The 21322-nt window shown below is 41.1% G+C and carries 19 protein-coding genes; 18 read left to right on the top strand and 1 reads right to left on the bottom strand.

Going from position 1 to position 21322, the window contains the following annotated elements:
• Window positions 1–46: 46 nt before the first annotated feature.
• The 14 genes from miaB (at window position 47) to ACFFGV_RS15585 (ending at window position 16356) form a co-directional block, all read left to right on the top strand.
• Entirely contained in the window at window positions 47–1609 is a 1563-nt protein-coding gene (gene miaB, locus ACFFGV_RS15650) for a tRNA (N6-isopentenyl adenosine(37)-C2)-methylthiotransferase MiaB (RefSeq protein WP_377349743.1), read from the top strand.
• 2 nt (window positions 1610–1611) lie between these two features.
• Window positions 1612–2046: a YlbF/YmcA family competence regulator gene (locus tag ACFFGV_RS15645; RefSeq protein ID WP_377349740.1), complete on the top strand. Its 435-nt coding sequence runs from the start codon at window positions 1612–1614 to the stop codon at window positions 2044–2046.
• A gap of 710 nt (window positions 2047–2756) precedes the next feature.
• Window positions 2757–3317, top strand: coding sequence for an outer spore coat protein CotE (gene cotE / locus ACFFGV_RS15640; protein ID WP_377349737.1), 561 nt, complete (start codon window positions 2757–2759; stop codon window positions 3315–3317).
• A 160-nt stretch (window positions 3318–3477) separates the two neighbouring features.
• Window positions 3478–6078: a DNA mismatch repair protein MutS gene (mutS, locus tag ACFFGV_RS15635; RefSeq protein ID WP_377349735.1), complete on the top strand. Its 2601-nt coding sequence runs from the start codon at window positions 3478–3480 to the stop codon at window positions 6076–6078.
• A 15-nt stretch (window positions 6079–6093) separates the two neighbouring features.
• Entirely contained in the window at window positions 6094–7959 is a 1866-nt protein-coding gene (gene mutL / locus ACFFGV_RS15630; RefSeq protein WP_377349732.1) for a DNA mismatch repair endonuclease MutL, read from the top strand.
• Between the two features lie 27 nt (window positions 7960–7986).
• Window positions 7987–8190, top strand: coding sequence for a hypothetical protein (locus tag ACFFGV_RS15625; protein WP_377349730.1), 204 nt, complete (start codon window positions 7987–7989; stop codon window positions 8188–8190).
• Window positions 8191–8512: 322 nt separating this feature from the next.
• Window positions 8513–9439: a tRNA (adenosine(37)-N6)-dimethylallyltransferase MiaA gene (gene miaA, locus ACFFGV_RS15620; protein ID WP_377349727.1), complete on the top strand. Its 927-nt coding sequence runs from the start codon at window positions 8513–8515 to the stop codon at window positions 9437–9439.
• 47 nt (window positions 9440–9486) lie between these two features.
• Window positions 9487–9711: an RNA chaperone Hfq gene (hfq, locus tag ACFFGV_RS15615; RefSeq protein WP_377349725.1), complete on the top strand. Its 225-nt coding sequence runs from the start codon at window positions 9487–9489 to the stop codon at window positions 9709–9711.
• Window positions 9712–9907: 196 nt separating this feature from the next.
• Entirely contained in the window at window positions 9908–10843 is a 936-nt protein-coding gene (spoVK, locus tag ACFFGV_RS15610) for a stage V sporulation protein K (RefSeq protein WP_377349722.1), read from the top strand.
• Between the two features lie 181 nt (window positions 10844–11024).
• On the top strand, window positions 11025–12269 hold the full coding sequence (hflX, locus tag ACFFGV_RS15605) for a GTPase HflX (protein WP_377349718.1): 1245 nt from the start codon (window positions 11025–11027) through the stop codon (window positions 12267–12269).
• Between the two features lie 12 nt (window positions 12270–12281).
• Window positions 12282–13526 carry a methionine gamma-lyase family protein gene (locus tag ACFFGV_RS15600; protein WP_377349716.1) on the top strand — a complete coding sequence of 415 codons (1245 nt, stop codon included), beginning with the start codon at window positions 12282–12284 and terminating at the stop codon, window positions 13524–13526.
• Between the two features lie 194 nt (window positions 13527–13720).
• Window positions 13721–14125, top strand: a complete 405-nt coding sequence (locus ACFFGV_RS15595; protein ID WP_377349714.1) for a MerR family transcriptional regulator — start codon at window positions 13721–13723, stop codon at window positions 14123–14125.
• A gap of 47 nt (window positions 14126–14172) precedes the next feature.
• Window positions 14173–15510, top strand: coding sequence for a type I glutamate--ammonia ligase (gene glnA / locus ACFFGV_RS15590; protein ID WP_377349712.1), 1338 nt, complete (start codon window positions 14173–14175; stop codon window positions 15508–15510).
• A 207-nt stretch (window positions 15511–15717) separates the two neighbouring features.
• Window positions 15718–16356 carry a BA5345 family protein gene (locus ACFFGV_RS15585; protein WP_377349709.1) on the top strand — a complete coding sequence of 213 codons (639 nt, stop codon included), beginning with the start codon at window positions 15718–15720 and terminating at the stop codon, window positions 16354–16356.
• A gap of 182 nt (window positions 16357–16538) precedes the next feature.
• On the opposite strand, the gene lexA is transcribed toward ACFFGV_RS15585, so the two are convergent.
• Entirely contained in the window at window positions 16539–17168 is a 630-nt protein-coding gene (gene lexA, locus ACFFGV_RS15580) for a transcriptional repressor LexA (protein WP_377349706.1), read from the bottom strand.
• Window positions 17169–17463: 295 nt separating this feature from the next.
• Between lexA and ACFFGV_RS15575 the strand changes: the two genes are divergently transcribed.
• The 4 genes from ACFFGV_RS15575 (at window position 17464) to sirA (ending at window position 21290) form a co-directional block, all read left to right on the top strand.
• Entirely contained in the window at window positions 17464–18114 is a 651-nt protein-coding gene (locus ACFFGV_RS15575) for a YneB family resolvase-like protein (RefSeq protein ID WP_377349702.1), read from the top strand.
• A gap of 132 nt (window positions 18115–18246) precedes the next feature.
• Window positions 18247–18480, top strand: coding sequence for a DUF896 domain-containing protein (locus ACFFGV_RS15570; RefSeq protein ID WP_377349700.1), 234 nt, complete (start codon window positions 18247–18249; stop codon window positions 18478–18480).
• 215 nt (window positions 18481–18695) lie between these two features.
• Complete coding sequence (gene tkt, locus ACFFGV_RS15565) at window positions 18696–20690, top strand: transketolase (RefSeq protein WP_377349698.1); 1995 nt, start codon at window positions 18696–18698, stop codon at window positions 20688–20690.
• A 162-nt stretch (window positions 20691–20852) separates the two neighbouring features.
• The gene (sirA, locus tag ACFFGV_RS15560) at window positions 20853–21290 is read left to right on the top strand and encodes a sporulation inhibitor of replication protein SirA (protein WP_377349695.1); all 438 of its coding nucleotides are present in this window, start codon (window positions 20853–20855) and stop codon (window positions 21288–21290) included.
• Window positions 21291–21322 lie beyond the last annotated feature (32 nt).

The raw sequence follows: 21322 nt of genomic DNA, 5'->3' as shown, positions 1-21322 counted from the left end.
ATATAATATTACAGTTAGAGTGATGTTTGAAAGGGGTTCTCTGAAAATGAACGAACAGCAGAGAAATGAAATGAATCAAATAAAGGATCCAGCGGACAAAAAATCCGACCAGGATAAGCCTTTAAGTGAAAAGACGTCAGCAGATTTTGCTAAATATTTTGAAACAACATATCAACCGCCTTCTTTAAAAAGTGCAAAGAAGCGTGGAAAAGAAGATGTAACCGTACATTATGACTTTGGAATTCCAGAAGACCTACAGAATATTGGTGAGGGAAAGAAGTTTCTCATTCGAACGTATGGGTGTCAGATGAATGAGCATGACACAGAGGTTATGGCAGGAATTCTGGCAGATATGGGATATGAATCTACATCAGATCAAAATGAAGCGGATATAATCTTGTTAAACACATGTGCCATTCGTGAAAATGCCGAAAACAAAGTGTTTGGTGAGATTGGCCACTTAAAATCATTAAAACGAGAAAATCCAGATTTAATATTAGGTGTATGTGGCTGTATGTCACAAGAAGAATCCGTAGTAAATCGAATTCTGCAAAAGCACCAGTTTGTCGATCTTATCTTTGGAACGCACAATATCCATAGATTACCCCATTTACTAAAAGAGGCAATGTTTGGAAAAGAGATGGTAGTTGAGGTTTGGTCCCAGGAAGGGGACATTATAGAAAACCTGCCTCGCCAACGGAAAGGTAACATAAAAGCTTGGGTCAATATCATGTATGGCTGCGATAAATTCTGTACGTATTGTATCGTTCCATATACAAGAGGGAAGGAAAGAAGTCGCCTGCCTGAGGATATTATTCAAGAAGTTCGGCAGCTTGCAGCACAAGGGTATAAAGAAGTAACGCTGCTCGGTCAGAATGTTAATGCGTATGGGAAAGATTTAGAGGATTATGAAACCGGCCTTGGTGATTTAATGGATGAACTCCGTAAAATCGATATCCCAAGAATTCGTTTCACAACCTCTCATCCACGTGACTTCGATGACCGTCTTATCGAAGTGCTGGCAAAGGGTGGTAATTTATTAGACCATATCCATCTTCCAGTCCAGTCTGGCAGTTCGGAAGTATTAAAAATTATGGCTCGTAAATACACGAGAGAACGCTATTTAGAGCTCGTTGGTAAAATTCGCGAAGCCATGCCGAATGCAACCTTAACGACTGATATAATTGTTGGATTCCCAAATGAAACAGAAGAACAATTCCAGGAAACATTGTCCTTAGTGGAGGAAGTTGGATTCGAAGGAGCATATACCTTTATTTATTCTCCTCGAGAAGGTACTCCTGCTGCCAAAATGCAAGATAACGTACCGCAGGAAGTGAAGAAGGAACGTCTGCAGCGATTAAATACCCTTATTAATCATCAAGCTGCTCAAGCGATGAAGAAATACGAAGGACAAGTTGTCGATGTACTTGTAGAAGGGGAAAGCAAGAAGAATGAGGAAGTGCTTGCAGGTTACACACACCGTAATAAGCTAGTTAACTTCCGTGCCCCTAGTTCAACAATCGGATCTATTGTACAAGTAAAAATAACAAATGCGAAGACCTGGTCTCTTGATGGAGAATTGGTTGAAGAAGCTGCAGAGGTGAAATGATAATGGCAAATTACACAAAAGAACAAGTGGTAGCAAGAGCTCATGAGTTGGCAAAAACAATGGCAGATACACCTGAAATTGATCGTTTTAAGCAAGTAGAAGCCAAAATTAATGAGAATAAGAAAGTACAGGAATATATTAGCCGCATTAAATCGCTACAAAAGCAAGCCGTTAACTTTCAATACTATGAAAAGACGGAAGCTTTGAAAAAAGTAGAAAAAGAAATCAATCGATTGCAGGATGAACTAGATAGCATTCCAGTTGTTCAAGAATTTAAGGACACGCAGACAGATGTGAATGACTTCCTGCAAATGGTAACAAACACCATCGCAAATGAGGTTACGAATGAAATTATTCGTGAAACAGGCGGCGACCTCTTAAACGGCACAACAGGCTCTGCACTTCAAGCTGGCTCAGACAGTTCTTGTGATCATTAAATTTTAAATGGTTGAAGCCATTCTTTGAAGGAGCTTCCTAGAAAAGCGAATAAATACGAACAGAGAGGACGGAATCTTTCAAGATTTCGTCCTTTTTTTCATTAGCAAACACATAAGATGAGATAAGGGCTTATGATATATAGGGTCGGTTATAGAACGGTAGATGTTAAAGAAATCCGCATAATGGAGATATAGGGGGAGGACTTGGATTTAAGATAGTTTTGTTAGAGTGGTCGGTTGATACATTTCTCAGAGGAAGGTATAGCCTGAAAAAACACTCGCTTTTTGCTTGTTGTTGAAAGACGAGTTAAGCGTAGCTATTTCCGACCACTCAATTCACCTTTCCGCAACAGACCAATGATCTCTACTTCAAGTCTTCCGCAGATGGACGCTAAACAGGAAAATCAAGGGACAGCATAGAAAATTACCAGCCCTAGAATAGGTTTTCCGATGTATGGTGAACTTTGGTCTTTCATATGGATGTAGTGCTGAGGAGACCTTAATCTAATGTGAAATTTACTTTTTTATAGCTTATTTTCACTTTTTCGTAAAGATTCCTGGGCTGTTGCATAGAATGAACTAGGTAACAAATATGGGTAGTCTAGGTTCGCTATGATTGTGACTCATTTTCATTCATTTGTGCACTTCGGGCGTTTGTCTCGCATAGGATGTAGATGTAAGTGAACAAAGAAGGAGGAGGTTGGGCTCTTATGTCATTTTTCGATCAAGAATATCGTGAGATAATAACAAAAGCAGTATGTGGGAAAGGGAGAAAGTTCACCCAGGATACCAATACTGTTACCCCGTCTCATCGCCCAACAAGTATTTTAGGATGCTGGGTGATCAACCACATCTATAATGCCAAGAAAAAGGGCGATTTCGTAGAAGTCTCTGGAAGCTATGATATTAATGTTTGGTATTCGTACAACGATAACACCAAGACAGAGGTAGTAACAGAGAAAGTACATTACACAGATAAAGTTAGGCTGTCGGTCAAGGATGAAAACTGTCTGGACTGCGATTTTGAGGTGCTGGCACGAGTAGTACAGCAGCCAAATTGTCTCGAAGCGAGAATAGCTAACCACGGTCATAAGATTGTAGTCGAAGTAGAACGCGAATTTATCGTTGAAGTGGTCGGGGAAACGAAGCTTTGTGTGAAGGTAGACCCTGATGGATGCATGCATGAAGATGAAGACTGGTTATATGATGTATCCGATGATGAGTTTGCAGAGGTGGATCCGGACTTTCTCGCCAAAGAAGAGGAAGAGTAATAGACGCCTGAGACGGCCCTTTACAAAGGTAAGGGGTCTTTTTGTTGTGCATAATGAGAGGTTAATAGAGAAAAGGAACGAAAATCTAAGCGTTAGAGGGAAAGGTAGGTGTATGCTATAATAGAGTACATGTGATATTTAATCCATGGAGGATCAAAAAATGGCAAAATTAACACCAATGATGCAACAATATATGCAGATAAAGGCAGATCACCAGGATGCCTTTTTATTTTTTCGTTTAGGCGATTTTTATGAAATGTTTTTCGAGGATGCTACAAAAGCAGCCCAGGAGCTGGAAATAACATTAACGAGCAGAGAAGGTGGGGAAGATGGACGAATACCTATGTGCGGCGTTCCATTTCACTCTTCTGAGAATTACATAAAAAATCTAGTTGAAAAAGGCTACAAGGTAGCTATTTGTGAACAAGTTCAGGACCCAAAAGATGCTAAAGGTGTCGTGAAGCGGGAGGTAGTGCAACTCGTAACGCCTGGCACGGTAATGGAAGGGGCGATGCTGGAAGAGGAAGAAAACAATTATCTTGCTTCCCTAACCCCAGCAGGTGAAGATACGTATGTACTCGCCTACAATGACTTAACGACAGGGGAAAATAGCGTCGCACTTGTTTCGGACGGTTTTGACGGTGTGTTAAGCGAATTGTTCAATCGTCCTGTTAAAGAAATTGTCATCCCTTCTCTGTTACCAGAAGAAAATCGGGCGGCATTATCCGAAAGATTGGCACTAACGATATCGGAGGAAGACCGTATAGACGTGACAAACGAGGTGGAGGTTCTAGTAACGGACTTGCGTCAGGATGTGCTTAAGGAAGGCTTCGCACGGCTATTTCATTATATCCAAAAAACGCAAAAAAGATCGATGGACCACCTTAAGTCAGTGTACTATATTGAGCTTCATGATTATATGAAGCTGGATATGTATTCGAAACGTAACTTGGAATTAATGGAAACTATTCGGAAGCAAGGGAAAAAAGGTAGTCTTTTATGGGTGCTCGATCAAACAGTAACTTCTATGGGTGCACGGATGCTAAAGAAATGGATGGAGCGTCCGTTATTACAAAAACAACAAATCGAAGAGCGTTTTAATCAAGTGGACGGTTTATTAGGACAGTTTTTTGAGCGGGAGATGCTGAGAGAATCCTTGCAATCTGTCTATGATTTAGAACGTCTCGCCGGCCGGGTTTCTTATGGTAATGTGAATGGGAGGGACTTAATACAATTAAAGCAATCCTTATCCAAAATTCCAGAGGTGAAACGAATTCTGGGAGAGTTCGCTCAGTCGGAATTACAAAGGTTAGGAGAGAACCTGGACGATTTGCATGAGGTGCATACACTTCTGGAAAACAGTATAATGGATGATCCTCCTGCCACTATTAAAGAGGGCGGATTGATGAAAGACGGCTACCATAGTCAACTAGATGAATACCGTGATGCGGCTAAAAATGGAAAACAGTGGATTGCAGAGCTGGAGGCTAAGGAGCGTCAGGAAACGGCAATTAAATCCCTCAAGGTAGGGTATAACCGTGTCTTCGGCTATTATATAGAAGTGACAAAGGCTAACCTTCACCTGTTACCAGAAGGTCGATACGAAAGAAAGCAGACGCTTACGAACGCAGAGCGATATATAACTCCTGAATTAAAGGAGAAGGAATCCTTAATTCTTGAGGCGCAGGAAAAAAGTGTTGATTTAGAATATCAATTATTCCTCGAGGTAAGAGACAGGGTTAAAGCATATATCAAGCCTTTACAGCGACTAGCTGAACAAGTCGCTAGTGTTGATGTGCTGCAAGGCTTTGCGACCGTAAGCGAACAACATCATTATACCCGTCCTTCGATTAGAGATGATCGGTCCATTCATATCGAAAACGGGCGTCATCCTGTTGTAGAGAAGGTTATGAAGGATGATCAATTCGTTCCAAACGATGTGAGGATGAACGATCATTCAGACATTTTATTAATTACAGGTCCTAATATGAGTGGTAAGAGTACGTATATGCGTCAGGTTGCCCTTACTGCAGTTATGGCCCAAATTGGCTGTTTTGTCCCTTGTGAAATGGCGGACCTTCCGATTTTTGATCAAATATTTACACGAATTGGAGCAGCCGATGATTTAGTGTCTGGTCAAAGTACGTTTATGGTAGAGATGATGGAAGCACGTCACGCACTAACCAAGGCTTCAGAACGTAGCTTAATCCTCTTGGATGAGATTGGCCGCGGAACTAGTACCTATGATGGCATGGCACTAGCCCAGGCAATCGTTGAATATATCCATGAGCATATTAAGGCAAAAACGTTATTTTCCACACACTATCATGAATTAACAACGCTTGAGGATTCGCTCAGTCATTTAACAAATGTCCATGTTCGAGCAGAGGAATATGATGGGAAGGTGGTATTTCTCCATCGTATTCAAGAAGGAGCGGCAGATGAAAGCTACGGGATCCATGTTGCAAAATTGGCTGAATTACCGGACTCCCTTATAACGAGAGCGAATGAAATTCTGTCCCAGTTGGAATCAGGCGGTAGCGCTGCAGGAGAAGTTAGTTCATCTGAGGTTAAAGAAACCATTTCCAAAGAACAACTCACCTTCTTTGCGGAAGAGCCAGCTTCTGTACCAGCACAATCAAAAAATTCTCAAGAAGAAGAGCAGGTCTTAACGGCTTTAAGAGAGCTCGATTTATTAGAATTAAATCCTATTGAGGCAATGAATCAACTGTATCAGCTCCAGAAAGAACTGAAAAAGTAATAAGGAGGGGCTACTATGGCGACAATACGTCAAATGCCTGAAGCCTTAGCGAATAAAATCGCTGCCGGTGAAGTGGTGGAACGCCCCTCATCGGTTGTAAAGGAACTTGTAGAAAATAGTATAGATGCCGGGAGCTCATGGATTAAAGTCGAGCTTGAAGAAGCTGGCTTAGCTAAAATAAAAATTATGGATGACGGAAAAGGGATGGAAGCAAAAGACGGAGAACAAGCTTTCCTACGTCATGCAACAAGTAAAATTTTTGATGAGAATGACTTATTTCGTGTGCGGACTCTCGGTTTTAGGGGGGAGGCATTAGCAAGTATTGCTGCAGTTAGCCGCTTAACCTTGAAAACGTCTACGGGTGACGAGGCAGGCACCTATCTTTATTTAGAAGGCGGCGCTGTTAAAAAACAGGAAAAAAGTGACGCCAGGCGAGGAACTGAAATTACAGTGGAAGAGCTATTCTTTAATACACCAGCTCGCCTGAAGTACATGAAGACCATTCATACGGAGCTTGGACACATTACGGATGTTCTGAATCGAATGGCTTTATCCCATCCTGATATTCGCTTTGAGTGCTGGCATAACGAGAAGCAGCTATTCCAAACAAGTGGACGCGGGGATTTGTTACAAGTGATTGCTCACATTTATGGGATGAACACGGCAAGAAAGATGATTTCCATTGAAAAGGAAACATTGGATTTCCATATTAAAGGGTATATTGCAAAGCCGGAGATTACGCGAGCATCACGAAACTATATCTCTACTATTATTAATGGTAGGTATATAAGAAATCATGCAATTAATAAAGCGGTTCTGCAAGGGTATCATACATTGCTTCCAATCGGGAAATACCCCCTTGTTGTATTAGAAATCGATATGGACCCTGTATTAGTCGATGTTAATGTCCATCCAGCTAAACTAGAGGTGCGCTTCAGTAAAGAGAAGGAGCTGTTTGATGCAGTCAAAGAAGCGATGACAGACGCCTTCAGAGAGCAGACACTCATACCTGAATTAGATCAAGGCCCTAAACGAGTAAAGGAAAAGGATACGTCTATTCAGGGTTCCTTTTCTTTTGAGGAGCAGCCGCCTGCCGAACATAAATCAACCCAATCCGATCAGAAAACAGTAACTCAGCATCCAATGATAAAAGAGCAGCCATCATCACCTGCCTGGCTTCAGGAGGAGCGGGCTATAGAGGACGAAATAATACACCGTCAGTCAGAGCGTCCTGTTACTCAAGAGGAGAAGGAACCATTCACAGAAAAACCGGATGTATCATCAGCAGAACCGGTATCAAGAGTGCCTGTCCTTTATCCAATAGGTCAGCTGCATGGAACGTATATCCTTGCTCAAAACGAGAACGGGCTTTACATTGTGGACCAACACGCTGCACAAGAGCGGATTAAATATGAATTTTTTCGAGATAAGCTGGCCGAGCCGAATAAGGAAGTACAAGAGCTTTTAATGCCAATGACGTTTGATGTGACGAAAGGGGAAGCCATCCTTATTAACGATCATCTAGAGGAACTAGAGCAGGTTGGCCTGTTTTTGGAATCATTTGGAGAGCAAACGTATATTGTTCGTTCCCATCCGCAGTGGTTCCCTAAAGGGGAAGAGCAAGGAGTCATACAAGATATGATTGACCAAGTTCTGGAGGAACAGCAAGTCGATATCCTTAAGCTTCGAGAGGAAGCGGCCATCCTTATGTCGTGTAAACGCTCTATTAAAGCGAACCACTATTTGAATGAACAGGATATGACGCGCTTGTTAGAAGATTTACGAGCGTCTACGGATCCCTTTACTTGTCCTCATGGACGACCAATTATAGTTCATTTTTCGGAATATGATATGGAAAAAATGTTTAAACGAGTCATGTAATGTAATTTGAAAGTAGGAGTGATTGTGATGGATAGAGCATTACTTCATGAACGAGTGTACGCCCTTAAATATGTCTTAGAGGGAGGGCAGGCTGATTTAGGCCCCTTACAAAAAGACATAGAAATGGATTTGGATAAGGTGAAAACAGCTAATGATGGAATGATCGACCCGGATTCAGTATCTGAGCGAATAATGGAAATTGTACAAGCGACATTAGATAATGAACATTAGAGGTACCAGCTGAGGTACCTCATTTTTTTGGGGTAAGTCTTTAGATTTGTAGACTGGTAAATACCCATGCTTGCCTGAAAGCGATATGTGTGCTGAACCTCGAATTTGAGGTCAATGGTGAAGGAGATGCTATATTGAGCTCTTCGGTGTACATACTCAATTAAAATAAAATGTATTATTTTTTGGATAGTATGATTCCAATTAACATGACCTAAAATCAAAAGAGAACGAGACTTCTTTTCTTTCCCTATTAAAACATGTATAATAAACATGTTTTATGACAGGTCATATGTTCGGTTTGGAGAAAGGAGGATGCCATCAGATGAAGCAACCTGTAGTGGCAGTGGTCGGACCGACAGCAGTCGGGAAAACGAAACTAGGCATAGCCATTGCAAAGCGTTTTAATGGAGAAATTATTAGTGGTGACTCCATGCAGATATATAAAGGAATGGACATAGGAACTGCAAAAGTAACACAGGAAGAATCAGAAGGGATTCCCCATGCGATGATTGATGTGAAAGAGCCTCACGAGTCATTCTCTGTTGCGGAGTTCAAGGAACGAGTTCAAGGACATATTGATGATATTGCTCAAAGAGGAAAACTTCCTATTATTGTGGGAGGTACCGGTCTATACATACAAGCTGTATTATACGATTTTCATTTCTCCAATCAGCAGCGAGATGATTCTTACCGAAATAGCCTTGAGCAACGTATGGAAATAGAAGGAATCGAACCTTTGTATGAGATGCTTAAACAAGTGGATCCAGAACAAGCACAAAAGGTACACCCGAACAATCACCGAAGAGTACTTCGAGCTTTAGAAGTATATGAGAAAACCGGTATGACAATGAGTGAATACCATGCAACCCAGCAATCCGAATCCCCCTACGAGCCATACTTAATCGGCTTGACGATGGAGCGGGACTCCCTATACGAGCGAATCAATAGGCGAGTAGATAAGATGATTGGGGAGGGGCTGGTGGAGGAAGTAACCAGGCTTACGCAGCAAGGTCTGGAGCATTCTCAAAGTATGCAAGCTATTGGATATAAGGAAATGGTGCCCTACGTAAAAGGGGAAATTCCTCTAAAGGATGCTCGTGAAATGCTCAAGCTTCATTCTCGTCGATATGCCAAACGACAGCTGACCTACTTTAGGAATAAACTGGACGTGGATTGGTATGAAGTGACGGTAGAAAATATCGAGAAAAAGTTTGAAGAAATTTTGCAAGATTTAGCAGGAAAGCTATAATAATTATAGAATGTATCCATTACAGATAGAAAAGAGGAGGAAGCATTATGGCACAATCAGTAAATATTCAAGATCAATTTCTTAATCAACTTCGTAAAGATCATGTACAGGTTACAGTATTCTTAACGAATGGATTCCAGCTTCGCGGTGTCGTGAAAGCTTTTGATAATTTCACCGTTTTACTTGAAACGGATGGAAAACAGCAACTGTTGTTCAAGCACGCTATCTCAACATTTGCTCCGATGAAACCCATTTCCTTGGACAAGGAATAGTCATAGTACCGATAAACGGATGCTCCTATAGGGCATCCGTTTTTTTACGTACTCTGACCATATCCCTTTCTTTGGATTGAATGCTTTCACATAAGCATGACGGATGAGATTGTTCATGCCAAACGTTAGGAAATGGGCGTTTGTCACACCTTTCCTATCAGGTGCGTATAATGGTTTTGAATAAGGGGTGATGTCGGTGGGGACACAAGTGACATATAAAAAGAATGGTCAAATAAATGTTACGCTTCAGGAAAAACGAATCCCTGTTGCTGAAGGCAGCCGAGCTATAGTAACAACTACAAATGCTAGTAACCCTTTTCAGGCTATTGATACAGAATTTAAAGATTTTATCGGATTGGATGCACTAAAGGAAACCATTAAAGAAATTTATGCGAGCATTATTGTAAATCAGAAACGACAGGAGTTAGGCTTGAAGCCATCTCAGCAAGTACTGCACATGATGTTCAAGGGGAACCCTGGTACAGGGAAAACAACGGTAGCCAGAAAGCTTGCAAAGCTATTCTTTGATATGCAAGTGTTGACCAAGGGACATTTTATTGAAGCGGAGCGAGCAGATTTAGTTGGTGAATATATCGGTCATACAGCGCAGAAAACAAGAGATTTAATCAAAAAAGCAATTGGTGGTGTGTTGTTCATTGATGAAGCCTACTCCTTGGCGCGAGGAGGAGAGAAAGATTTCGGGAAAGAAGCAATAGATACGTTGGTGAAGCATATGGAGGACAATCAAAGTGATTTTATACTGGTTCTTGCTGGCTATCCAAATGAGATGGATCAGTTTCTTAGGTTGAATCCTGGGTTGCAATCACGTTTTCCCATTATCTTAGAATTTAAAGATTACAGTATCCATGAGTTGATGACCATAGCTCGCCAAATGGTTTCAGAACGAGAATATGAATTATCTAAAGATGCAGAGTGGAAATTAAAGGATCACCTTACTCGTAAGCAACAACAGCATAAAACAAGTTTTTCCAATGGACGTTATGTACGAAATGTTATTGAGCAATCTATACGAAAGCATGCGATGCGAGTAATGACCTATCATCATTTTACTCATCAAGAACTCATTACACTGACAAGTAGAGATATTACCTTTGAGCCTCTCCCAACATAGTCTCCTGGTCTCTAGAGCCAGGAATTTTACATAGATGGATAAGAATTATATATAAGGGAGCGGTTCAAGCTTTGGTGGAACAGCCTTGGTCGTATTGGCATCATTCGCATTCCCACCGAAGGTTTGGTATCATATATTCATTACAGGTTGTGTAAAAGTATAATGCTAAAAGAGGGATTTTATGGATCAACAGGAACGAGTGCTTATTGCAGCATGCCAATTACCAGGAAAAGATGAGGAACGATTCCAGTCGTCTTTAGAAGAATTGGGTTCTTTAACAGAAACCGCACACGGTGTGGTGGAAAAAATTATCACGCAAAAACGACAAAGAAGACACCAGGCCCTTTATATGGGGGAAGGTAAAATACAGGAAATACAGCAATACATAGAGGAGATGGAGATTGACCTCGTTATTTTTAATGACGAATTAACTCCGGGCCAAATGAATAATCTTGCTGATTATTTAGATGTCAGAATAATTGATAGAACCCAGCTTATTTTAGATATATTTGCCCAACGTGCACACACAAAGGAAGGTAAGTTACAAGTAGAGCTTGCGCAATTACAATATATGCTTCCCCGTTTATCTGGACAAGGGAAAAACCTGTCAAGGCTTGGCGGAGGAATTGGAACGAGAGGACCTGGTGAAACAAAGCTTGAATCAGATCGCCGCCACATTCAGCGTCGAATCGATGATATAAAAAGACAAATTCAACAGGTTGCTAACCAACGACAACAATATAGGAAAAGACGTAAAGAAAATAAAGCATTCCAAATTGCTATTGTCGGATATACGAATGCTGGGAAATCCACGCTGTTCAATCGAATTACTAATAGTCAGTCGTTTGAAGAGAATCAATTATTTGCAACGCTTGATCCTTTAACGCGTCAGATTAATTTACCAAGTGGTACGCAGGTGTTGTTATCAGATACCGTTGGCTTCATTCAGGATTTGCCTACTACCTTGATTGCTGCCTTTCAATCAACGCTAGAAGAAGTGACAGAAGCAGATTTCATTGTTCATATGGTTGATGCGTCTCACCCTGACCATATACAGCATGAACAAACGGTTCATAAGCATTTGAAGGAATTAAAGGCAGATCATCTACCGACGCTTACCGTATATAATAAGAAGGATTTACTGGATGAGCAATTTATGCCGGTATCTCTTCCTGCAATTACGATCAGCGCGCATGATCCTATTGATATCAAACGATTATTCGCTAAAATAGAAGAAGTATTGAAAGAAGAATGGGAGCCCTTCCAAACATATGTGAATCCTTCAGAAGGGGCATACCTCCATCGGATTACCCGCCACTCGATTGTTACAGACCGGGATTTTTTAGAGGAAGAGGAGCTGTATATGATTCGAGGGTATATACATCCGGAGCATCCTATCTATCAGCAGATAAGACAAGAGAAATAAAGGGGAACCACTATGATACACAATCAAGATACGCAGCGCTTAGCTCAAGAAGCGGAGCAGGATATTCGATCCATTCACGAGGCAATAAATCAATTAGTAGAACGAAACCAATCACGAGTTTTAACAGCATTCCAGGAGGAGCAGGTAAGTGACAGCCACTTTAACCCAACAACAGGTTATGGCTATGACGATTTTGGCAGAGAGAAGCTTGAAGCAGTCTATGCTCGAATTTTTGGTGGAGAAGATGCTTTAGTTCGACCGCAAATCGTCTCGGGTACGCATGCTATAACGGTTACCCTTTTTGGGTTGCTTCGCCCAAATGATGAGCTGCTTTACATAACAGGCCGCCCTTATGACACGTTAGAAGAAATTGTAGGGGCAAGGGGGTCTAATAACGGTTCATTAAAAGATTTTCATATTGGATATGAGCATGTAGAGCTAACGAACAAAGGAACAGTGGATTATCAAAGGGTAAAAGAGGCTATGACTGAATATACGAAAGTTATTGGGATTCAGCGTTCCAAAGGGTACGCGGACAGACCTTCCTTTACAATGAGTGAAATAAAGGAAATGATAGAGTATGTAAAGCAAATCAATCCAAATGTGATTGTATTCGTGGACAACTGCTACGGTGAATTCGCCGAAGATACTGAACCTCTTCATGTAGGAGCAGATATTATCGCAGGCTCCCTAATTAAAAATCCAGGAGGCGGCATTGTACGAACGGGAGGATATATTGTAGGGAGTGAGTCGCTCGTAGAACAGTGCGCCAACCGATTAACTGCTCCAGGTCTTGGCAAAGAAACTGGTGCAACATTAAACACTTTGCAGGAAATGTTCCAGGGTATTTTTCTAGCTCCTCACGTAGTGGGCGAAGCTATGAAAGGGGCTGTGTTTACGTCTAGATATTTAGAATTATTAGGCTTTCAAACCTCTCCTCGGTATGACGCACCACGCACGGATTTGATACAGTCTGTTACCTTCAACACTGCCGAGCAGATGATTTCCTTCTGCCAGGAAATTCAACAAGCATCACCAATTAATTCTCATGTAAAGCCCTATCCAAGTGCTATGCCCGGCTATGAAAATGATGTAATTATGGCTGCAGGAACGTTTATTCAAGGTGCAAGCCTAGAGTTAACAGCTGACGGGCCAATTCGTGAGCCCTATATGGCGTTTGTGCAGGGTGGTTTAACCTATGCTCATGTGAAGCTGGCGATTAAAGCGGCTGTGCAGAAAATAGCTCAAGCAACATAGAACAGCTTCAGGCTGTTTTACGAGTAAAATGTAAGCGTTTCCCTCTATTGGTTGATTATCCCTTGTAAGCTGGAGAGGTTGGGTATTCCTCGTTATCATGATTTATGTCAAAAAACCTAACATAGATTGACAGATTTAAAAACATTGCATACAATTAAAGTATAGCAAAGACAGCAAGGGAGGGACAGATAACGATGAATGATGATACGCGAAGAACAATGCCGCTTTTCTCAATCGGAATTGTAAAATCGCTTACAGAATTATCTGCCAGACAGATTCGTTACTACGAAGAACATCATTTGATTCATCCTGCAAGAACAGAAGGGAATCGAAGATTGTTTTCGTTCAATGATGTAGAGCGCCTCCTTGAAATTAAATCGCTTATTGAGAAAGGTATTAATCTTGCTGGCATTAAACAAGTGATGGAACTGCAACATCCAGAGCCAGAAGAGTCCTTTACAGCTGAAGAAATTCAAGAAGCTCAAGAGGAACTGTCAGAAAAGGATTTACGCAAAATGTTGAAAAATGAAATATTCCAAGGTCATCGCCATGGAAAATCTTCGTTGCGTCAGGGAGAATTATCGCGATTCTTCCATTAGATATACTATTCTATATAAATTTACACTTTGGGAGGAATTAGTGAATTATGGCTTCGAAATTTACGAGAGAACAAATTTGGAAAAAGATTGAAGAAGAAAATGTGAAATTTATTCGTTTACAATTCACAGATCTTCTAGGCACTATTAAGAACGTAGAGATTCCTGTTAGCCAGCTGGACAAAGCACTGGATAACAAAATGATGTTTGACGGTTCTTCTATTGAAGGATTCGTTCGTATTGAAGAATCCGATATGCTATTACACCCGGACCTCGATACTTTTGTGGTATTCCCTTGGACATCTGAAAAAGGGAAGGTAGCTCGTTTTATTTGTGACATTTGCAATCCTGATGGCACACCATTTGAAGGATGTCCTCGCTATAATTTAAAACGGAATTTGAAGAAAATGGAGGAACTCGGTTTCTCTGCGTTTAATCTCGGAACGGAGCCGGAATTTTTCCTCTTCAAACTGGATGAAAAAGGCGAGCCGTCGATGGAGCTGAACGACCGTGGTGGATATTTTGATCTTGCACCGACAGATCTTGGGGAAAACTGTCGTCGCGATATTGTGTTAGAGCTTGAGGAAATGGGCTTTGAAATTGAAGCATCTCACCATGAGGTAGCACCTGGTCAGCACGAAATTGACTTTAAATACGCAGATGCTGTAAAGCACTGCGATGATATTCAAACGTTCAAATTAGTAGTAAAAACCATTGCAAGGAAGCATGGATTGCATGCAACCTTTATGCCAAAACCGTTATTTGGTGTAAATGGTTCGGGGATGCACGTAAATATGTCCCTTTTTACTAATGGAGAGAATTCCTTCTTTGATGAGAATGGTGACCAGCAGTTAAGCAAAACAGCTTATCAGTTTATTGCGGGTGTTATAAAGCATGCAACGAACTTTACTGCTGTGACTAATCCGACCGTTAATTCCTATAAACGTCTCGTACCTGGATACGAAGCTCCATGCTATGTTGCATGGTCAGGGCAAAACCGTAGCCCGCTTATTCGTATTCCAGCATCCCGTGGCATGAGTACACGTATCGAGGTTCGTTCTGTTGACCCTGCTGCGAATCCATATCTAGCCATGGCAGTACTATTAGCATCAGGTCTGGATGGTGTGGAGAATGATTTACAGGCACCAACACCAGTAGATCGTAATATCTACGTAATGGATAAAGAAGAGCGGGAACGTAATGGTGTACAGGATTTGCCTGCTACGCTTGCTCAAGCGCTTGACCTCTTGAAACAGGATAAAACAATGGTCGACGCTTTAGGTGAACACCTATATGAGCATTTTATTGAGTCAAAAGAGATCGAATGGGATATGTTCCGTACACAAGTTCACCCTTGGGAACGTGAGCAGTATCTATCCACTTATTAATACTATTTTTATTTTAATATGTAAGGAGCTCTTGATGTTTTACGATCAAGGGCTCTTTTCATGCTTTGCATCAGTAACTTATTAATACTTAGTAGCAACTCCGAACAATATGAAAGAGCATAATCCATAATTCAAGGACACGGGATAAGAAACATGATTTACCAAAGCATGGCAGAATTGTAAAATGTAAAAGAGAGGAGGAACGATATGCATTTGGAAAGTAAGTATTTAATTAGATGGGGAATACCTGGCTGGATTGTTATCTTTTATGGTGCTGTACTTAATAGGCTCTTAGCATACAAGCCGATAACCTATAATAACGTGCCGCCACAGGAAGTAATTGTTGCCTTGCTTACGGCCGTTTCGATTGGAGTAATTGCAGGTTATCTAGTGCATCAGATTTATTTTGCGATGGATTGGATTCTATTAAATCGCTCTAGACAGGTGTCAGAGGAAATACTATCAGAGCTTAGCGCTGTTGGTATTGCTATTGAGGAGGATGCCATAGAACGAAAATACTTCCAAATAGAGTATATGTGGCAAAGTGCTCTTGCAAATGTTAAGGAAAAACATAAAATGGATTATTTGGCTGAACGGTATGCTTATCTATTAACCAGGACACATGAGCTTGGGATTCTTCAATTATCGTTGATTATCTGTTTAGCCATTTCCTGCTATTATCTGTTTGCTGGAACAAACGTAGTGATAGCATTTCTATTCTTATTAGCGAATGTAATAACCTGTTTCTTGGTCACTCGTTCCAAAACGTATTATTCTAAAAATGCTCAATACTTTATGACGAATGTATTGAAGGATTTATTGCACGAACAAAGAAGCAGCAGCTAATCGATACATAGGTAGGTAAACACTCATTGATGAGGTTCGTCAGCCTCTTCTTTCTAGTTACTATTACCTCATGATTTATGGGGGTTTCTAGGTCTTAGAAGAGTATGGAAAAGATTTCTGAAAAAACACCCTGATGGTATTTCCATCAGGGTGTTTGTCATTACATCGTTTATGGTTAGTAATTAGTGAATATTTCGATACAGCCCGACAACACGTCCTAAAATAGAAATGTTTTGTACGATGATAGGTTCCATCGTAGCGTTTTCTGGCTGCAGTCGAATATGATTGGATTCCTTGAAGAACCGTTTTACAGTTGCTTCTTCATCCTCTGTCATCGCAACGACAATATCACCGTTTTGAGCAGTTTGCTGTCTTCGTACGATGACCATATCTCCATCTAAAATCCCTGCTTCAATCATACTTTCACCTTGAACAACAAGTACAAATACTTCATCATCCTGGGTCGCCAGTGTGTCTGGTAACGGGACATATTCTTCAATGTTTTCAATTGCTGTAATCGGCATGCCTGCAGTGACCTTACCAATGACAGGAGCATAGGTCGCCTCTCCTCTAGGGATTTGGTTTGCACCTTCCTCCTCTAATTCTAGTACTTCAATTGCTCTAGGCTTAGTAGGGTCACGTCGAATGTATCCTTTTTTCTCTAATCGTGCCAGGTGACCATGCACTGTAGAACTAGATGCAAGGCCGACTGCTTCGCCAATTTCACGAACGGAAGGCGGATATCCTTTTTCTAGTACACGATCTTTAATGAAATCTAGTATTGTTTCCTGCCTTTTCGATAGTTTTGTCATATTCACTACACCTCGTACATATTCTTTATTACCTACATTGTACCACGCTTGGTAAGGATATACAAACATTCGTTCGCAAAAATAGTTGACAAGAACGGATGTTCGTATATAATAGAATACAGAAGCGAACAAAAGTTCTTATCGGAGGGGATCATATGTTTCAAAATCTATCAAAACTAGACATTGCTTATATTCTATTATTTGTGGCGAGCTTGGGATTTATGTATTATGCTATGGTGACGAGTTAATAGACTTTGAGTAATTCGTTAAGTTAGACGGAAAGTAAGGAGAGCATATGAAAGCAGTTATTTATTGCCGGGTGAGTACAGAGAAAGAAACACAAGTATCATCTTTGAAACGACAACGACAGGAGCTTCTCGAACTAGCAGAAGCCAATGATTTCGAAGTAATAAAGGTAATTGAGGAGCAAGCGAGTGGATATGATGTGGAAAGAGATGGGATATTTGAAGTGTTAAGCCTATTCACCGCCGAGGAAGCGAATATGTTACTTATTCAGGATGAAACAAGACTAGGTCGAGGAAACACCAAAATAGCCTTGTTTCATCAACTGAATAAGCTAAATATCCCTATTTATTCTGTTGCTCATAATGGAGCGTTACAGCTTTCTGAGTCAGATTCTATGGTGCTGCAAATCGTTGGAGTTGTTGAGGAATATCAAAGAAAGATTCACAACCTGAAAATAAAGCGGGGAATGAGAAAGGCTATAGAGGAAGGGTATGATCCTTCTGCTAATCTTTCTAATCAACACCTCGCGAAGGGACGGGAAAAAAAGGAATTTCCAGTAGAGGAAGTAGTAAGACTAAGAGATAACGGGCTTACCTTCCATGAAATTGCTGCAACGCTAAGAGGAATGGGACATGATGTCTCTAAAGCAACGGTTCACAGGCGGTACAGAGAAGTTCAATTACTTGAAAAAAACGATTAATCACGTTATTATAAAGCATGCGCAAGGCAAGCATCGATATAAATCGAACTTGCCTTTTTCCAATGAGTCCACAAACGAAATAAGATGCTCAAATAGGTGAGAGGACAAGTTTTATCATAAAGGAGAATGTTTATGCTATCTCAAGACAAATTAGATCGTATTAATACACTTGCTAATAAATCTAAAAGTGAAGGCTTAACCAATACAGAAAAAGAAGAACAACAATCATTACGTCAGGAATATTTGAAAAATGTCCGTAAGTCATTTAAGAATCAACTACGTTCTGTGACAGTCATGGATCCAGAAGGTAACGATGTAACACCTGAAAAATTAAAGCAAGATAAAGAAAATCAAAAAAAGCACTAATGGCATCTGTTAGCCAGTAGAGTCACTATCCTGTTACAATAGTAGTTGTAGCGGGATTTTTTTGTATAATTGAATCCTTTTGTCACACCCTATAACGATGAGAAAGTCCCGTTGTGACATTCTTTTTGCAAGGACCACTTGTCACTAAACCCATTTCATTATAGGATTAAACTGATACATAGTTCGCCTCTTGCGACGAGGAAAGGAGTTTTATTATGGCACCACAAGTAGAACAACAATCTATTAATACTATCCGTACTCTTTCAATTGATGCGGTAGAGAAGGCAAATTCAGGTCATCCTGGTATGCCTATGGGAGCTGCGCCGATGGCGTACACGCTCTGGACAGAATTTATGCAGCACAACCCAAAGCATGCGAGCTGGTTTAACCGAGATCGCTTTGTACTATCAGCAGGTCACGGTTCTATGCTTCTATACAGTCTTTTGCATCTTTCCGGTTATAACGTAACGATGGAGGATTTGAAAGAATTTCGCCAATGGGGATCTAAAACGCCTGGCCACCCTGAATTTGGCCACACGGAAGGAGTAGAGGCTACAACAGGACCTCTGGGACAAGGTGTAGCTATGTCTGTGGGAATGGCAATGGCTGAAACTCATTTAGCAGCGAAATATAATAAAGAGCATTATCCTGTTGTAGATCACTACACTTATGCCATTTGTGGAGATGGAGATTTGATGGAAGGTGTCTCTCAGGAAGCAGCGTCTTTAGCTGGGCATCTTGGATTAGGGAAGCTAGTTGTCTTATATGACTCTAATGATATTTCCCTCGACGGCGATTTACATCGTTCCTTCACAGAAAATGTAGAGGATCGTTTCCAGGCATACGGCTGGCAAGTGCTTCGCGTGGAAGATGGTACCGATATCACTACTATCCGTGAAGCGTTAGCAAAAGCCAAAGCAGAAACAACAAAACCGACCTTAATTGAAGTGAAGACGGTAATTGGCTTCGGTTCTCCTAACAAATCCGGTAAATCTGCTTCTCATGGTGCACCACTTGGTGAAGAGGAATCTCAACTAACGAAAGAGCATTATAAATGGGAGCACGAGCCATTCCACGTACCTGCAGATGTGTATCAGGATTTTGCCACGAAAGTACAAACTCGTGGAGAAGAAGCTGAGCAGCAATGGAATGAGCTTTTCGAAAGCTATAAGGAAGCATACCCGGAATTAGGGGAAGAGCTTGCTAACGCCATGAATGGTGAGCTGCCAGAAGGATGGGAAGACAAGCTGCCAAGCTTTACTCCTGGAGAAGATAAACTCGCAACACGCGCAGCTTCTGGTGAAATGATAAATGCCCTATCTAAAGAAATCCCATATTTCTTTGGAGGAAGCGCTGACCTAGCTGGCTCTAATAAAACAACTGTAAAAGAAGAAGAAGACTTCTCAAGAAATAATTATGCAGGACGGAATATTTGGTTTGGTGTTCGTGAATTTGCTATGGCCTGTGCCTTAAACGGTATGGCTCTTCATGGAGGCCTAAAAGTATATGGCGGTACGTTCTTCGTATTCAGTGATTATTTACGCCCAGCCATTCGTCTATCTGCATTAATGGGTACACCTGTAACGTATGTATTCACACATGATTCGATTGCTGTTGGCGAAGATGGACCTACACATGAACCGATTGAGCAGCTGCCATCCCTTCGCGCCATGCCTAAGTTGTCTGTTATTCGTCCCGCCGATGGAAATGAAACTAGAGCAGCTTGGCAATTAGCATTGGAATCTAACGATCAGGCAACCGCTCTTGTTCTGACTCGTCAAGGGCTGCCTACTTTAGAAGGTACCAATTACGAGGGTGTGAAGAAGGGTGCTTATACAGTAAGCAAATCACAAAAGGAAACTCCGGATGCTCTGTTGCTTGCTTCAGGGTCTGAAGTGCAGCTAGCAGTCCGTGCTCAACAAGTTCTTCTTGAAAAGGGAATTGATACTAGTGTTGTTAGTATGCCTTCTTGGGATCGTTTCAAAGCACAGGATAAGGCGTATCAGGAAGAAGTCCTTCCTAGCACAGTAACGAAGCGTCTTGGCATTGAAATGGCTTCCCCATTCGGCTGGGAACGCTATGTGGGAATCGATGGTGATGTGCTTGGAATTGAAGAATTCGGGGCATCCGCACCAGGAGATACAGTGATGGAAGAGTATGGCTTCACTGTTGATAATGTAGTTGCAAGAGTAGAACGTTTATTCCAATAAAATGAATCAGTTTGATTTAGCCTCCGGCATTTACGCTGGAGGTTTTTTTGTGTGACCCATAAGTTTTTAGTTTCGACAAAATTTGTAGGAGATCATCTGCTAAAAATGACACATTTTTCAATCCTATTCGGTTACTATGGTTCTAATAGGGAGGGACAGGCTATGCGGGAGTATGTCATATATTGGATTAAAGATGAATTCTCTGTTCACTATTTTCATAAGACGAACGTATTGTTTCAATTTTTCCAAGAATGGCGCCAACATAGAGGGAGCTCTATATATGAACAGCAATTTCAAGAGATTACGAAGCCATTACCTCTAGAGATTCTAGTGCAGCATGTATCTAAGAAGATTCGTAAGCCAGTTGAACTGTCATTTCACGAGCAGGAAGCATCCTTCTACATTAACTATAAAGGTAAAACATTACAGCTTATTCAACAAAACGACCGGGAAGTTCGTTTCTATGCAGAAAGCTTACATCAGGCGGAAGAAATATTATTTAATACGCTGCGGACCTTTCATCCTTCGTTTTTCATTATAGATACAGCCTATAGTCATTATGGGTGGATTGCACCTATTAAAAAGCAAGCGATTTTATGACCGTGCTATTGTATTATCCCCCATGTTCTACT

The sequence above is a fragment of the Pontibacillus salicampi genome (assembly GCF_042434395.1).
Taxonomy (GTDB): Bacteria; Bacillota; Bacilli; order Bacillales; family BH030062; genus Pontibacillus; species Pontibacillus salicampi.
This window is presented reverse-complemented; position numbering and strand designations above follow the sequence as displayed.

Coding starts and splice junctions, on each gene's coding strand:
- miaB (WP_377349743.1), top strand. CDS start 47: ATGAACGAACAGCAGAGAAATGAAATGAATCAAATAAAGGATCCAGCG.
- ACFFGV_RS15645 (WP_377349740.1), top strand. CDS start 1,612: ATGGCAAATTACACAAAAGAACAAGTGGTAGCAAGAGCTCATGAGTTG.
- cotE (WP_377349737.1), top strand. CDS start 2,757: ATGTCATTTTTCGATCAAGAATATCGTGAGATAATAACAAAAGCAGTA.
- mutS (WP_377349735.1), top strand. CDS start 3,478: ATGGCAAAATTAACACCAATGATGCAACAATATATGCAGATAAAGGCA.
- mutL (WP_377349732.1), top strand. CDS start 6,094: ATGGCGACAATACGTCAAATGCCTGAAGCCTTAGCGAATAAAATCGCT.
- ACFFGV_RS15625 (WP_377349730.1), top strand. CDS start 7,987: ATGGATAGAGCATTACTTCATGAACGAGTGTACGCCCTTAAATATGTC.
- miaA (WP_377349727.1), top strand. CDS start 8,513: ATGAAGCAACCTGTAGTGGCAGTGGTCGGACCGACAGCAGTCGGGAAA.
- hfq (WP_377349725.1), top strand. CDS start 9,487: ATGGCACAATCAGTAAATATTCAAGATCAATTTCTTAATCAACTTCGT.
- hflX (WP_377349718.1), top strand. CDS start 11,025: ATGGATCAACAGGAACGAGTGCTTATTGCAGCATGCCAATTACCAGGA.
- ACFFGV_RS15600 (WP_377349716.1), top strand. CDS start 12,282: ATGATACACAATCAAGATACGCAGCGCTTAGCTCAAGAAGCGGAGCAG.
- ACFFGV_RS15595 (WP_377349714.1), top strand. CDS start 13,721: ATGAATGATGATACGCGAAGAACAATGCCGCTTTTCTCAATCGGAATT.
- glnA (WP_377349712.1), top strand. CDS start 14,173: ATGGCTTCGAAATTTACGAGAGAACAAATTTGGAAAAAGATTGAAGAA.
- ACFFGV_RS15585 (WP_377349709.1), top strand. CDS start 15,718: ATGCATTTGGAAAGTAAGTATTTAATTAGATGGGGAATACCTGGCTGG.
- lexA (WP_377349706.1), bottom strand. CDS start 17,168: ATGACAAAACTATCGAAAAGGCAGGAAACAATACTAGATTTCATTAAA.
- ACFFGV_RS15575 (WP_377349702.1), top strand. CDS start 17,464: ATGAAAGCAGTTATTTATTGCCGGGTGAGTACAGAGAAAGAAACACAA.
- ACFFGV_RS15570 (WP_377349700.1), top strand. CDS start 18,247: ATGCTATCTCAAGACAAATTAGATCGTATTAATACACTTGCTAATAAA.
- tkt (WP_377349698.1), top strand. CDS start 18,696: ATGGCACCACAAGTAGAACAACAATCTATTAATACTATCCGTACTCTT.
- sirA (WP_377349695.1), top strand. CDS start 20,853: ATGCGGGAGTATGTCATATATTGGATTAAAGATGAATTCTCTGTTCAC.